Origin of the sequence: Micromonospora sp. M71_S20 (assembly GCF_003664255.1) — a bacterium.
Lineage (GTDB): Bacteria > Actinomycetota > Actinomycetes > Mycobacteriales > Micromonosporaceae > Micromonospora.
Genome location: NZ_RCCV01000001.1, coordinates 2,720,888 through 2,734,713, shown reverse-complemented (window position 1 = coordinate 2,734,713; position 13,826 = coordinate 2,720,888). Strand labels below are relative to the sequence as shown.

Here is a 13,826-nt window from a genome sequence, read left to right as displayed (position 1 = left end):
GCCGTCACCGCCACCCCAAGATCGTTTGTCGATCACCCGTGTCCCGCCCGCGTGTCGCACCGGGTGAGCAGCAAACGATCAAGGAGCCCTGCAGCCGCACACGATGCAGCGGGCGGGGTGGTCTAGCGGGGCTGGGCGCGGCGCGAGACGTCCGCGTACACGTCGAGGAGGCGCTTGGTGACCACGTCGGGGTGGAACGTGCGCTCGTAGCGGGCGCGGGCCGTCGGGGCCAGCGTCGCGGCCCCGGCCCGGGCCACCGGCAGGGCGGCGGCCATGGCGGCCGGCTCCGGGGGCACCACCCAGCCCGCCTCGCCCGCCGCCACGCCGGTGGGCAGCGCGACGCGGCCCTCCCCCGGTGCGGCGGAGGCGACGGCGGCCGGGCCGGTGCCGGCGGGTTCGCGCGGGCCGTCCGCACCGAGCAGGTACGGGATGCCGCCGAGGGCGGTGCCGAGCACCGGCCGGCCGGCGGCCAGCGCCTCGATGATCACCGTGGGCAGCACGTCGTGCCAGGTGGAGGCGGCGATGATCACGGCGCTGGCCTCGATTGCGGCGCGTACCCCGGTGCGGTCCAGCGGCCCTAGGTAGGTCACGTCGGCGCGCTCGGCGGCGGCGGCCTCGGCCAGCGGGCGCAGCTCGCCGTCGCCCGCGATGCGCAGCGGGCCGAGCGTCCCGTCAGGGTGCCGGCGCCAGGCGTCCAGCAGCAGGTCCAGCCCCTTCTCCGGGGAGAGCCGGGCCATGTAGAGGAAGCCGTCGCCGAGCGGCGCGGGCGCCCCCGGGTCGGGGATGCCGTTCGGCTTGACCACGATCCGTTCGGCCGGGATGCCGTAGTCGCGCAGGTGGTCGGCGACCGCCGAGGTGAGCGCGACGAACCGGTCCACCGAGCGCCAGGTGCCCCGGTGCACGGCCAGCGTGGTCGCCATCAGGGCGCTCTGCGCCCGCGAGCCCCGGTAGCAGCGGTGCACGATCGCCGGCACCCCCAGGGCCCGGCCCCGGCAGTCCTGGCAGATCATCCCGTCCCGGAAGTACAGCCCCGAGGAGCAGACCTGACGGTAGTTGTGCACCGTCTGCACCACCGGCACGCCGTGCCGGTGCGCGGTCCGCACGATCCAGGGCGAGATCAGGGGGTACGGGTTGTGCAGGTGCAGCACGTCCGGCCGGTGCCCGGTGATGAGCCGACTCAGGTCCTCCTGCGCGCGGGGCGCCCAGATCGGCGAGATCGGCAGCAGCGCCTTGGCCGACTTCGACATCGACGGGATCTCGTCCGAGCTACGGATGAACGGCAGCACCTCCACCCCGGCCGCGGTGAGCTGGGCGATCTCCGCGTCGACGATCGTGTTCTCACCGGAGGGCTGAGCCTCCCGGTACCGGTTGTGCGCCACCACGATTCTCACGGGAAAGAAGGCTACCGTTGGCTGGTGCCCGAACTACCGGAGGTTGAGGCGCTCGCGGAATACCTGCGTGAGCGCGCGGTGGGGCGGCGCGTCGACCGGTTGGAGGTCGCCGCGATCAGCGCCCTGAAGACGTACGACCCGGCGCCGACCGCCGCCGTCGGGCGGACCGTGACGGACGCCCGCCGGCACGGCAAGTTCCTCGACGTGGTGCTCGACGGCGAGCTGCACCTGGTGGTCCACCTGGCCCGGGCGGGCTGGCTGCACTACCGGGAGGCGTTTCCGTCCGCCGCCCCGCTGCGCCCCGGCAAGGGCCCGATCGCGCTGCGGGTACGCCTCGACGACGGCTCGGGCTTCGACCTGACCGAGGCCGGCACCCAGAAGAGCCTCGCCGTCTACCTGGTCACCGACCCGCAGGCGGTGCCCGGGGTGGCCCGGCTCGGCCCCGACGCGCTCGCCGCCGACCTGCCCACCTTCGCCGAGCGCCTGCGCAGCCGCAAGGGCCAGGTCAAGGGGGTGCTCACCGACCAGACGGTGCTCTCCGGCGTGGGCAACGCGTACTCCGACGAGATCCTGCACGCGGCGAAGCTGTCCCCGTTCGCGCTGACCAACCGGCTGACCGACGACCAGTTGGCGACCCTGCACGCGGCGACGCGGGAGGTGCTCGGCGACGCGGTGCGCCGGTCGGTCGGGCAGAAGGCGGCCGAGCTGAAGGGCGAGAAGCGCTCGGGGCTGAAGGTGCACGCCCGGACGGGGCTGCCCTGCCCGGTCTGCGGCGACGCCGTCCGCGAGGTCTCGTTCGCCGATTCCAGCCTCCAGTACTGCGCGACCTGCCAGACCGGCGGGAAGCCGCTCGCTGACCGCCGGTTGTCGCGGCTCGTACGGTGAGTGACGACACTGCCGACTACGGAACGGAATCGGCCATCCCGCGCCGAAGGTCTGAGTTGCGGCTCTACCGGGCCCGTCATCCATCGGTATAGTGGCTCGGTCCCCGGCTTCTGAAATGGCGCGGAGCCGGCCAGACGCCCGGCGGCACCACACCGGCGCGTTGTCCCTCGGGTCAGCGCACGGGTTGGCGCCCGCGTGGGAGACTGGGACGGTGGGCGACCGGGCCCTCACGGTGAGTGAGCGGCTCGTGTCATGCGGGAGGACATGGGTGAGGTGACGACAAGCCTCCAGCGCCCGGTAACCAACACAGGCCGGAGCAAACTCGTGCGGCACGTCGACAGCTTCGAGATCCAGCCGCCGGCACCGCCGTCCCACAACGGCGTACCCCGGTCCGCGTGGGCTCGGGCCCGCCGTCGCGTGTCACGCTGGCACCGCCCCTACATCACACTCCTGCTGCTGCTCGACTTCGCAGCCGCCGCGGCCGCCAGCCTGATCGCCATCGAGACGTTCGACCAGTCGCGGGCGGGCTTCTACAACGCCGAGCAGGACCCGACGTGGTTCCACACGGTGGCGTTCGTGCTCCTGCCGCTCGGCTGGCTCGTCAGCCTCTGGGCCAACCGCGCCTACGACCGGCGCTACCTCGGCCTGGGCCCGGACGAGTACAAGCGGGTGATCCGGGCCGGCGTCGCGGTCGCCGCGACGGTGTCCTTCCTCGCCTTCGCCACCAAGACCGACCTGTCCCGCTACACGGTCGGCACCGCCCTGCTCGCGGCGCTGCTGCTGATCCTGCTGAACCGGATGCTCTGCCGCTTCGTGCTGCACGTGGTCCGCCGCAACATCAGCCAGGCCGGTCACCGGATGGTGCTGATCGGCACCCTGCCGGAGTGCCTGGAGGTCTACACCGCGGTCACCCGCAACCCGGCCGCCGGGCTGATGCCGGTCGCCATCCACATCACCGACGGCTACGCGGCGGCCAAGGGCATCGAGACCCCGGTCCCCGTGTACGCGGGCCGCGACGTCCTCGCCCTCGTCCGCGAGGTCGGCGGCGACACGATCGCGGTCTGCGGCTCGGCGAGCTCCGAGCCGGGCGAGCTGCGCCGGCTGGCCTGGCAGTTGGAGGGTTCGGGCGTCGACCTGGTCGTCGCCCCGCAGCTGACCGACATCGCCGGGCCCCGGGTGCACATCCGGCCGATCGAGGGCCTGCCGCTGCTGCACGTCGAGGAGCCGACCCTCTCCGGCCCGGCGCTGCTGGCCAAGAACCTGATGGACCGGGTGGCCGCCGGTGTCGGCCTGCTGCTGCTGGCCCCCGTCTTCCTGGCCATCGCGATCGCGATCCGGCTCTCCGACCCCGGCCCGGTCTTCTTCCGCCAGCCCCGGGTCGGCCACGAGGGCCGCACCTTCCGGGTCTGGAAGTTCCGCACCATGTACGTGGACGCGGAGGACCGGCTGGCCAGCCTGGTCGACCGGAACGAGACCGACGGCATGCTGTTCAAGATGAAGCAGGATCCCCGGGTCTTCCCGGTGGGCCGCTTCCTGCGGGCCTCGTCGCTGGACGAGCTGCCGCAGCTGATCAACGTGTTGAAGGGCGAGATGTCGCTGGTCGGGCCGCGCCCGCTGCCCGCCGACGACGGCGACTTCCTCGGTGACGTGCGCCGCCGCCTGCTGGTCCGGCCGGGCATGACGGGGCTGTGGCAGGTCTCCGGCCGCTCCGACCTGTCCTGGGACGAGGCGGTCCGGCTCGACCTCTACTACGTCGACAACTGGTCGCTGGCGTACGACCTGAGCATCCTGTGGCGCACCGTCGGGGTGGTGCTCGCCCGCAAGGGCGCGTACTGACCCCTTGGCGTGCGGGCCGGCAGGGGCCAGGATCGCTGCGTGGGTGGCAACCTCTCGGGCGTCTTCGGCGTCGTCTCGCTGATCGCCGCGCTGGGTGCGGCCCTGTTCGCGGTGGTCCGGCTGCGCGCGCGGCGGGGCATCGCCACGGCCACCCAGCGGGCGACGTACGAGGTGCTGCACACCGCCGGGCTGGCCGCCGAGCCGCTGCGCGCGGGCCTGAGCGCCGCGAACGCGGCGAAGGCCGTACGCCATCTGCGGGCGCTGGTGGGGGCGGCCGGGCTGGCGCTGACGGACCGGGAGAGCCTGCTCGCCCTCGACGGGCGGGGCGGGCACCACCACGCGCAACTGGTCGCGGCAGCCCGGCGGGCGGTGGCGACGGGCCGCTCGACGGTCCTCGGCGAGCCGGAGCTGCACTGCGACCGGGTCGACTGCCCGGTACGCGGCGCGGTGGTCGCCCCGCTGACCGGCGCGGACGGGCGCGGGGTCGGGGTGCTGATCGCGGTGGCCGACGGTCAGCCGGAGCCGGGCCTGGTGCAGGCCACCCTGGAGACGGCGCACTGGGCCGGCAACCAGCTCGCCCTGGCCGAGCTGGACTCCTCGCGGGAGCGGCTGGCCCGCGCCGAGGTACGCGCCCTGCGCGCGCAGATCAGCCCGCACTTCATCTACAACGCGCTGACCGCGATCGGCTCGTTCGTCCGCACCGACCCGGACCGGGCCCGGGAGCTGATCCTGGAGTTCGCCGAGTTCACGCGGTACTCGTTCCGGGCGCACGGCGAGTTCACCACGCTGGCCGAGGAGCTGCGCTCGATCGACCGCTACCTGACCATCGAGCGGGCCCGGTTCGGCGACCGGCTCCAGGTGCGCCTCCAGATCGCCCCGGAGGTGCTGCCCGTGACGCTGCCCTTCCTCTGCCTGCAACCGCTGGTGGAGAACGCCGTCCGGCACGGGTTGTCCCGCAAGCCGGGCACGGGCATGGTGAGCATCGAGGCCCGGGACGCGGGCACCGAGTGTCACATCACGGTGGAGGACGACGGAGTGGGGATGGATCCGACCACGCTGACCGCCGGCATCGCCGAGTTGGCCGGTGTCGCCGGGGACCCGGGCGACGCCGCGCTGGCCGGCGTCGGAGACGACCCGGGCCAGCACGTCGGGCTCTCCAACGTCGACGAGCGGCTCCGGTCGGTCTTCGGGGACGGCTTCGGCCTGGTCGTCGAGACGGGCCTCGGCTCGGGTACGAAGGTGAGCATGCGGGTGCCGAAGTTCCACCCCGGCGTACGGGCCGGCTCGTGAGCGGCGTGGTGAGCGCGGCGGGGTTCCTGCGGGTGCTGGCCGTCGACGACGAGCCGCCGGCGCTGGACGAGTTGGCGTACCACCTGCGGGCCGACCCCCGGGTGGCCCGGCTGCACACGGCGGGCGACGCGACGGAGGCGCTGCGGCTGCTCCGCGACGGCGACGTGGACGTGGTCTTCCTCGACATCCGGATGCCCGGGCTGGACGGCATGGAGCTGGCCCGGGTTCTGCGCCGCTTCGCCCGGCCGCCGGCGATCGTGTTCGTCACCGCGTACGACGACGGCGCGGTGGACGCGTTCGACCTGGGCGCCACCGACTACGTCCGCAAGCCCGTACGCGCCGAGCGGCTCGCCGAGTCGCTGCGCCGGGTGATCGGCGCCCGGGTGGTGCCGTCGCACCCGGCGGCGCTGGCCCGGGCGGAGGAGGATCCGACCATCCCCATCGAGCTGGCCGGCACCACACGGATGCTGCCCCGCTCGGCGGTGCGGTGGGTGGAGGCGCAGGGCGACTACGCGCGGCTGCACACCGCCGACGGCTCGCACCTGGTCCGGGTGTCGCTGGCGACCCTCGCGGAGCGCTGGGCGGACGCCGGTTTCGTCCGGATTCACCGGTCGTACCTGGTACAGCTCAAGCTGATCGCCGAACTGCGGCTGGTCAACTCCGGTTACGTCGTGGTGGTCGACTCGACGGAGCTGCCGGTCAGCCGCCGGCACACCCGCGAGCTGAAGGACAAGCTGGTCCGCGCGGCGAAGCAGGACTGGAACCGCTGACCGGTCTGCCTGCCCCGGCCCGTGCCGCCCCGATGCGTGCCGGTTCCGGGGGCGATGACATCGCCCGCCCGGCGCCTGTCGAGCTGCCCCGTGCGTGAGACCGGAGGCTGCGGGCGTCTTCTGGTCTCATGGACGGGGCAGATCGACAGCGTCTGGAGAACCCGGTAGACCGTGCTTGGATTTTCCTCGCGGTCGGGAATACGCGCGCTTCGTCGTACGCTGTACGGTACTCCGTACGACAATTGGAGGCCGCCTTGTCCGACGCCGCGACCGAATTCGACCGCCAGCTCGACCGGCTGGTGGAGCTGGGCTACCCGGCCCTCGCCGAGCTGACCGAGGACGCCTTCCGTGACCTGGTCGCGCCGCTGCGCGCGGCGGCCGTCGCCGGGTCGGCCGGCCTCCCCGCCCCGACCGAGGCACGGGTGCCCTTCCTCCTGGTGATCACCCGCGACCTGGTGCCGGTGGAGGAGCGCGTCGCGCTGACCACCCTGGCCGGCAAGCGGAAGCCGGGCATCGTCGACCGGCACTACGCCGAGGGCGACCTGCCGAAGTTCGACCCGATCAAGGAGCTGGAGGTGCCGGCCGGGCCGGCGTACCTCCTCTTCGACGTCGACCGGGGCGAGGAGACGCTGAACCTGGCGCCCGCCGCCGCCATGGAGGTGATCACCGGCCAGGGCCGGCTGCCGCTCACCATCGACGAGGGGCTCGCCTTCGTCACCCTGTACCCGGAGGCGCTGGCGAAGAACAAGTGCTTCTCGCTGGTCGGCTCCCGCTGCGGCGACAAGCGGGTGCCGGCGCTCTGGATCAGCCAGGGCGCGCCGAAGCTCGGCTGGTGCTGGTACGGCAACCCGCACACCTGGCTCGGCTCCGCCTCCGCCCGCCCGGAGCGCATCGGCCTGGAGCACGTCATCACGAAGTGAGTGCTGCAGCGGGGTGACCGGCCACCGGTCGCCCCGCCGCGACGCCCGGCAACGGCTCAGTCACCGGGGCAACGGCAGCCGACTCCACGTCTCCCCGTCTGCGCTCACCTGGACATGAGCTGTTGCTGGCAGGTTCATCACGTCACGACCGCCAAGCCAGACCAGGCCCGGTGCCACTCCGACGGTCCCCTCGGTGCCGGACCGCTCGCTCCGGGTGAAGTGTCGCCCGCCGTCCCTGCTGACCCAGACGTACGCGGTGGTGCCGCCCGCGAACGGCTCGCCGACGAGGAGGGCCCCGTCCCGTCCGATCGTGAACGGCCTCACCATGGAACTGGCGGGAAGGTCCGTGTCGACGTCGACCCAGGATCGGCCGGCGTCCGTCGTGTGCAGCAACCGGGAGGAGCCGGACGGCGGACCGTCCGTGCCTGCCGGACGGGGCTCGGTCAGCAGGTACGCCTCCCGGCCACTGACCGCCGCGAGCCCGATGGCCGTCACGCCCTCCGGCACCTGCGATGTCTGCCAGGTGGCACCCCGGTCGACGCTACGCGCGACGGTGGCGGCACCTCCGAACTCGGGGGACGCCTGCACGTACCAGAGCGCGCCGTCGTCGCTCTGGTCCACGACGGCCCTCGCGTGGGTCGAGGCCAGGTCCGCCAGCCGATAGACCCTGCCGGTGCCGGGCTCGACCGCGAGCGGACGTTTCATGGCTCCGCACCCGTTCTGACAGGTCACCGGCCGCGCCCGCTCCGGAAACGCCTTCACGTCGATCACCGCGGATTCAACGTCCCGCCACGTCCGGCCGCCGTCCGTCGAGAGGATCGCCTGGCCATCGACGCTGACCAGATAGGTCCGCTCGTCCAACACGCTGTACCGGACGTCGGACACACCGAACCCCTCCGAGTCCGGGGTGGTGGTGCAGGCCCCGTCGTACTCGGCTGTCCGCCAGTCCGACCAGCTCCGGCCGGCATCCTCGGTGGCCGAGAAGCTGATCTGGCAGGGGTCTCGTACCTCGACGCCGACCGCGACCCGTTCGGTGAGCAGGAACAGCTCGCTGACCCCCCGCTCGATCGCTGGGCCGGACGGGTCCGGGGCGGCCCAGTTTCCTCCGTCCGGATCACCGGCCGACGGGACAAGAGCCGCCCCGGCAAGGGCAACCACCATGGCCAGCCCGGCCCCGGCCGCGCGTCGGCGCCGCCGGAACAGGGCCGCCGACCGCAGGTCGTCGAGCGAGGGCTGCCGGACGGCGTCGGCGACGATCTCGACGTCGAAGCCGCCGAACTCACGATCGGACATCGATCCTCCCGGTGTACGTGGTGTCGGTGACGTCGGAGTCGGTGAGTAGCGCGGCCAGCGCCTGCCGGCCCCGCGACAGGCGGGACTTGACCGTGCCGGCGGAGACGCCGAGCGTCGCCGCCACCTCATCCACCGGCAGGTCGACCAGGTAGTGCAGGGCCAGCGCGTGTCGCTGACCCTCCGGCAGCCCGCGCAGCGCGGCGAGCAGCGCGAGGTGCTCCGGCGCGCGGTCGGCGACGGCAGGGGGTGGGCCGATCCGGCGCAGCAGCCCGTCTAGCACCCGCCGCCGCCGGTACCGGCTGCGGGCCACGTTCACCGCGACCCGCCGCAGCCACGCCTCCGGGTTCTCCAGCCGAGCGAAGCGCCGGGGCGTGGTCAGCGCCCTGGTGAACGCTTCCTGGACCGCCTCCTGCGCCTCGTTGAGGTCGCCGGTCACCGCGTAGAGCTGGACCACCAACCGGCGGAAACAACCGGCGTACACCTCCGAGATCGGATCACCGTCGGACACCGTCACCTCCCTTCTCCACCTCTCCCACTCACCAACGCGGAAGAAGGTTCCGGAGACAGCAGTTCCCAAAGAGTTATCCACAGGGGTGACCCGTTCTCCACAGGTTGTCCACAGCCCGGTGTGGACGGCTTGCCCAGCCCCCGGACCGCGCCAGGCACAACGCCGCGGCCCTTGACAATCACGGCGATCGGGCGAGACTGCCGGGGTGGCCGCTGCCGACGATCCCGTCCCCGCGCCCCGGCAGGGCGGGTCCGCAGCGCCCGGGCACGCGGGCCGGCCCGGGGTGCCGGGGCAGCCCACGGCACCCCAGCCCCGGACTCGGATCGTGCTGGCCGAGGTGTCCCGCCGCGAGGACCGGGCGGAACGCACCCGCGCCGAGTTGGCCCAGCAGACCCGGGTCGGCGACGCGCTCGTCCGGGGGCTGGTCCGCGCCCAGTTCGCGCTGGCCCTGCGGCTCTCCCTGGTGGTGGCGATCGGGCTCGGCGGGCTGCCGTGGCTCTTCGCCGTCGCGCCCGCCGTCGGCCGGGTCACCGTGCTCGGCGTCAACCTGCCCTGGCTGCTGCTCGGTGTGGCGTCGTTCCCGTTCCTGATCGCCGTCGGCTGGGCGTACGTGCGGCTGGCCGAGCGCAACGAGCAGGACTTCACCGACCTGGTCCAGCGGCCGGAGCGCTGAGGTGGGCAACGGCTTCGTCGTACCGGCCATCGTGGCGGTCACCCTGGTCACCGTCGGCATCGGCTTCTACGGGCTGCGGCTGGCGCGTACCACCTCCGATTTCCTGGTCGCCTCGCGGGCGATCAGCCCGACCTGGAACGCCGCCGCGATCGGCGGGGAGTACCTGTCGGCGGCGAGCTTCCTCGGGGTCGCCGGGCTGATCCTCAAGTACGGCGTCGACGTGCTCTGGTACCCCGTCGGCTTCGCCGCCGGCTACCTCGCCCTGCTGCTGTTCGTGGCCGCCCCGCTGCGCCGCTCCGGCGCGTTCACCCTGCCGGACTTCTGCGAGCTGCGGCTCGGGTCGCGGCGCCTGCGTACCCTGGCCACCGCCTTCGTGATCTTCATCGGCTGGCTCTACCTCGTGCCGCAGCTCCAAGGCGCGGGGCTGACGCTGGCCACGGTGACCGGCTCGCCGTACCCGTTGGGGGCCCTGCTGGTGGCCGTGGTGGTCACCGCGAACGTCGCGCTCGGCGGCATGCGCGCGATCACCTTCGTCCAGGCCTTCCAGTACTGGCTGAAGCTGACCGCGCTCGCCGTACCGGCGATCTTCCTGGCGTTGCAGTGGCAGGCCGACGCCCGGCCGGCGGTGACCCCGCCCGACGGACCGGCGTTCCGGACCGCGACCACCGTCGTGGTCGAGCACCGCGCGACCCTCACCCTTCCCGACGGTCGGATCGTCGAGGTACGCCCCGGCGACGAGCTGTCCTTCGCCGCCGGCGACCCGGTGCCGGAGGTGTCGGGGGTGGCCACGGACGCCGCCGACTGGCTGCTGCCCAGCGCCGCCGGGGACGACGACCGGGGCCTGTTCGCCACCTACTCGCTGATCCTGGCGACGTTCCTCGGCACCATGGGGCTGCCGCACGTGCTGGTCCGCTTCTACACCAACCCCGACGGCGCCGCCGCCCGCCGCACCACGCTCGTGGTGCTCGCCCTGGTCGGGGCGTTCTACCTGCTGCCCACCATCTACGGGGTGCTGGGCCGGATCTACACCCCGCAGCTGCTGGTGACCGGGCAGACCGACGCGGTGGTGGTGCTGCTGCCCGGCGCCGCGCTCGGCGACGGCACGGTCGGCCGGATGCTCGCCGCGCTGGTCGCGGCCGGCGCGTTCGCGGCCTTCCTCTCCACCTCGTCCGGGCTGCTCACCAGCGTCGCGGGCGTCATCTCCACGGACGTGCTGGGGCGCGGCTCGGTACGCGGCTTCCGGCTCGCCACGGTGATCGCCGGAGCCGTGCCGACGGTCCTCGCGCTCAACCTCGCCGGGCTGGACGTGTCCCAGGTCGTCGGGCTGGCCTTCGCGGTCGCCGCGTCCAGCTTCTGCCCCCTGCTGGTGCTCGGCATCTGGTGGCGGGGCCTGACCGACCTCGGCGCCGCCGCCGGGATCCTGGTCGGCGGCGGCGCGGCGGTCGGGGCGGTGCTGGTGACGGTGCTCGGCCCGCCGCTGTCCGGCTGGCCGGCCACGCTCACCGCGCAGCCGGCCGCCTGGACGGTGCCGCTCGCCTTCGCCGTGATGGTGGCGGTCTCGATGGCGACCCGGCGCCGGGCGCCGGCCGACGTCGGCGCCACCATGCTCCGCCTGCACGCCCCGGAGGCGCTGCGGCTGTAGGGCCCTGGTCGCCCCCGGCGACGACGCGGGCCGTGCGGGGTACGACTCGGGGATGACCGGGGATCATCCTGCGGCCGGAGCAACGGCTGGTCGCGGCCGGATACGGTCGACGCATGACTGCTGAGCACCCGGCGCTCGCCCTGCGTGGCCTGGCGAAACACTTCGACGGCAAGGTCGCCGTCGCCGGTGTCGACCTCGACGTGCCGGCCGGCTCCTTCTACGGCCTGCTCGGCCCGAACGGAGCGGGCAAGACCACCACCCTGTCGATGGCGGTCGGGCTGCTCCGGCCGGACGCCGGCGACGCCCGGGTGCTCGGTCACGACGTCTGGGCCGACCCGGTGCAGGCGAAGCAGCTGCTCGGCGTGATGCCCGACGGCGTACGGCTCTTCGACCGGCTCAGCGGCGCGGAGCTGCTCGCGTACCACGGTCTGCTGCGGGGGATGGACCCGGCGGTGGTCGACCAGCGGGCGGCGGAGCTGCTGGACGTCCTCGCGCTCGGCGACGCCGGCCGGACCCTGGTGGTCGACTACTCGGCGGGCATGAAGAAGAAGATCGGCCTGGCCTGTGCGCTGCTGCACGGGCCCCGGCTGCTGGTGCTGGACGAGCCCTTCGAGGCGGTCGACCCGGTGTCGGCCGCGCTGATCCGGGACATCCTGCACCGGTACGTGACCGGGGGCGGCACCGTCGTCTTCTCCAGCCACGTGATGGAGGTCGTCGAGCGGCTCTGCTCGCACGTGGCGATCCTGGCGGCGGGCACCATCAAGCGGGTCGGCCCCATCGAGGAGGTACGCGGCGGCCGCTCGCTGGAGCAGGTCTTCGTCGAGGTGGTCGGCGGCCGTACGGCGACCGGCGAGGAGTTGGCGTGGCTGTCGCGGTGACCGAACCGACCGTCTCGGCCCAGCCCGTCCGGAAGGTCTCCGCCCGGCACTTCGTCCGGCTCAAGCTGCGGGTGATGGGCAACAACTTCCGGGGTCAGGGCTGGCGGGTCGCCCTCTTCGTGGGCGGCGCGGTGGCCGGGCTCTGGTTCGCCGGCACCGGCTTCTTCCTCTTCGCCGCGCCCGGCCTGGCCGACGAGAGCCGCTACGCGCTGATGGTCGCCGCCTTCGGCGGTGGCCTGACGGTGCTCGGCTGGCTGCTGCTGCCGCTGGTCTTCTTCGGGGTGGACGAGACGCTGGACCCGGCCCGGTTCGCGCTGCTGCCGCTGCCCCGCCGCACGCTCGTCACCGGGCTGTTCGCCGCCGCCTTCGTCAGCGTCCCCACGATCTCGGTGCTGCTGGCCCTGTGCGGGCTGGTGGTCACCGCCGGGGCGCTGGGCGGCTGGTCGGCCGCCGTGGTCGCCCTCGTCGGGGTGGTCGCCGGGCTGCTGCTCTGCGTCGCGGCGGCCCGGGCGGTGACCAGCGCCTTCGCCACGGCGCTGCGGTCCCGCCGGGTCCGTGACCTAGCCGCCGTGCTGCTCGCCGTGCTCGCCGCGCTGCTCGGACCGTTGCAGCTCCTGGGCGTCGCCGCCCTCTCCGACGCCGACTGGGACCGCCTCGACGGGGTGGCCGAGGTGGTCGGCTGGACCCCGTTCGGCGCGCCCTGGACGGCCGGCATCGACGTGGCCGAAGGCCGCCTCTGGGCCGCGCCGGTGAAGCTGCTGATCACGGCGGCGACGATCGTCGCGCTGCTGGCCTGGTGGTCCCGCTCGCTCGAGTCCGCGATGGTGGGCACGGCCAGTGCCGGGCCGGCCCGTGCCCAGCGCGGCGCGACCGGCGGAGCGGTCGCCCAGCTCTTCCCGCGGGCCGTCGGCTGGGCCCGGCGGGACCGGTTCGGCGCCCTCGTCGCCCGGGAGGCCCGCTACTGGTGGCGGGACGCCCGACGCCGGGCCAACCTGATCACCGTCGCGGTCGTCGGTCTCTTCGTACCGGTCATGGTCAACGTGGGTGGCTCGGGCTTCACCATCGACAGCGCCGAGGGGTTCAACGCCAATCTCGACTCGTCCCCGGTGCTGTCCAGCCTGTCGATGCTCTTCGTCGGGCTGCTCGCCGCCGTCACCCTGGCCAACCAGTTCGGCTTCGACGGCAGCGCATACGCGGCGAACGTGGTCGCGGGCGTCTCCGGCCAGCAGGAGCTGCGCGCCCGGATGGCCGCGTTCTCGCTCTACGTCCTGCCGATGCTGGCGGTGATCTCCGTGGTCGTCGCGGTGGTCATCGGCGAGCCCGGCTGGGTCGGGCTGATGGCGGGCACCCTGTTCGCCACGTACGGCGCGGGGCTGGCGGTGAACTGCTTCGTCTCGGTGCTCGGGGCGTACTCGCTGCCGGAGACGAGCAACCCGTTCGCGTTGAACACCGGCGCCGGGATCGCGAAGAGCTTCCTCACCCTGCTGGCGATGCTCGCCACCGCGGTGGCGGCGGTGCCGATGGTGGTGGCCGCCGGGCTGCTCGGCGACGCCTGGCTCTGGCTGGCCCTGCCGCTCGGGGCCGCGTACGGCCTGGGGGCGGCGCTGCTCGGCGCGTACCTGGCCGGCGACGTGCTGGACCGCCGGATGCCGGAACTGCTCGCCACGGTGACCCCGCGCCGCTGACGGCGGGCCGGGCGCGGAAGGCGGGCCGGCGCACTCCGGACGCGGTGGTTGCCGG

General features: G+C 73.6%; 12 protein-coding genes. 9 read left to right on the top strand and 3 right to left on the bottom strand.

Going from position 1 to position 13,826, the window contains the following annotated elements; translation table 11 throughout:
• Nucleotides 1-122: 122 nt before the first annotated feature.
• Nucleotides 123-1,391, bottom strand: a complete 1,269-nt coding sequence (locus tag DER29_RS12490; protein ID WP_121397504.1) for a glycosyltransferase family 4 protein — start codon at nucleotides 1,389-1,391, stop codon at nucleotides 123-125.
• Nucleotides 1,392-1,415: 24 nt separating this feature from the next.
• Here DER29_RS12490 and DER29_RS12485 point away from each other — a divergent pair, with 24 nt between their 5' ends.
• From DER29_RS12485 to DER29_RS12465, 5 genes are all read left to right on the top strand, one after another.
• Nucleotides 1,416-2,276 (top strand): Fpg/Nei family DNA glycosylase, encoded by an 861-nt coding sequence (locus DER29_RS12485; protein ID WP_121397503.1) that lies wholly within the window; start codon nucleotides 1,416-1,418, stop codon nucleotides 2,274-2,276.
• A gap of 264 nt (nucleotides 2,277-2,540) precedes the next feature.
• Nucleotides 2,541-4,112: a sugar transferase gene (locus DER29_RS12480; RefSeq protein ID WP_121397502.1), complete on the top strand. Its 1,572-nt coding sequence runs from the start codon at nucleotides 2,541-2,543 to the stop codon at nucleotides 4,110-4,112.
• Between the two features lie 39 nt (nucleotides 4,113-4,151).
• The gene (locus DER29_RS12475; RefSeq protein WP_121397501.1) at nucleotides 4,152-5,402 is read left to right on the top strand and encodes a sensor histidine kinase; all 1,251 of its coding nucleotides are present in this window, start codon (nucleotides 4,152-4,154) and stop codon (nucleotides 5,400-5,402) included.
• Between the two features lie 8 nt (nucleotides 5,403-5,410).
• The gene (locus tag DER29_RS12470; RefSeq protein ID WP_121399172.1) at nucleotides 5,411-6,172 is read left to right on the top strand and encodes a LytTR family DNA-binding domain-containing protein; all 762 of its coding nucleotides are present in this window, start codon (nucleotides 5,411-5,413) and stop codon (nucleotides 6,170-6,172) included.
• Between the two features lie 254 nt (nucleotides 6,173-6,426).
• A complete protein-coding gene (locus tag DER29_RS12465) occupies nucleotides 6,427-7,092 on the top strand; it encodes a DUF5701 family protein (protein WP_233599730.1) in 666 nt (221 codons plus the stop codon).
• 60 nt (nucleotides 7,093-7,152) lie between these two features.
• On the opposite strand, the gene DER29_RS12460 is transcribed toward DER29_RS12465, so the two are convergent.
• Both DER29_RS12460 and DER29_RS12455 read right to left on the bottom strand, forming a co-directional pair.
• Nucleotides 7,153-8,385 (bottom strand): hypothetical protein, encoded by a 1,233-nt coding sequence (locus DER29_RS12460; RefSeq protein WP_121397499.1) that lies wholly within the window; start codon nucleotides 8,383-8,385, stop codon nucleotides 7,153-7,155.
• Complete coding sequence (locus tag DER29_RS12455; RefSeq protein WP_121399171.1) at nucleotides 8,372-8,893, bottom strand: RNA polymerase sigma factor; 522 nt, start codon at nucleotides 8,891-8,893, stop codon at nucleotides 8,372-8,374. Before DER29_RS12455 ends, DER29_RS12460 begins: the two co-directional genes overlap by 14 nt.
• 283 nt (nucleotides 8,894-9,176) lie before the next feature.
• Here DER29_RS12455 and DER29_RS12450 point away from each other — a divergent pair, with 283 nt between their 5' ends.
• From DER29_RS12450 to DER29_RS12435, 4 genes are all read left to right on the top strand, one after another.
• A complete protein-coding gene (locus tag DER29_RS12450) occupies nucleotides 9,177-9,566 on the top strand; it encodes a hypothetical protein (protein ID WP_121399170.1) in 390 nt (129 codons plus the stop codon).
• 1 nt (nucleotide 9,567) lies between these two features.
• Entirely contained in the window at nucleotides 9,568-11,208 is a 1,641-nt protein-coding gene (locus DER29_RS12445; protein WP_121397498.1) for a cation acetate symporter, read from the top strand.
• A 113-nt stretch (nucleotides 11,209-11,321) separates the two neighbouring features.
• On the top strand, nucleotides 11,322-12,086 hold the full coding sequence (locus DER29_RS12440; RefSeq protein ID WP_121397497.1) for an ABC transporter ATP-binding protein: 765 nt from the start codon (nucleotides 11,322-11,324) through the stop codon (nucleotides 12,084-12,086).
• Complete coding sequence (locus DER29_RS12435) at nucleotides 12,071-13,771, top strand: ABC transporter permease (RefSeq protein ID WP_121397496.1); 1,701 nt, start codon at nucleotides 12,071-12,073, stop codon at nucleotides 13,769-13,771. Before DER29_RS12440 ends, DER29_RS12435 begins: the two co-directional genes overlap by 16 nt.
• Nucleotides 13,772-13,826 lie beyond the last annotated feature (55 nt).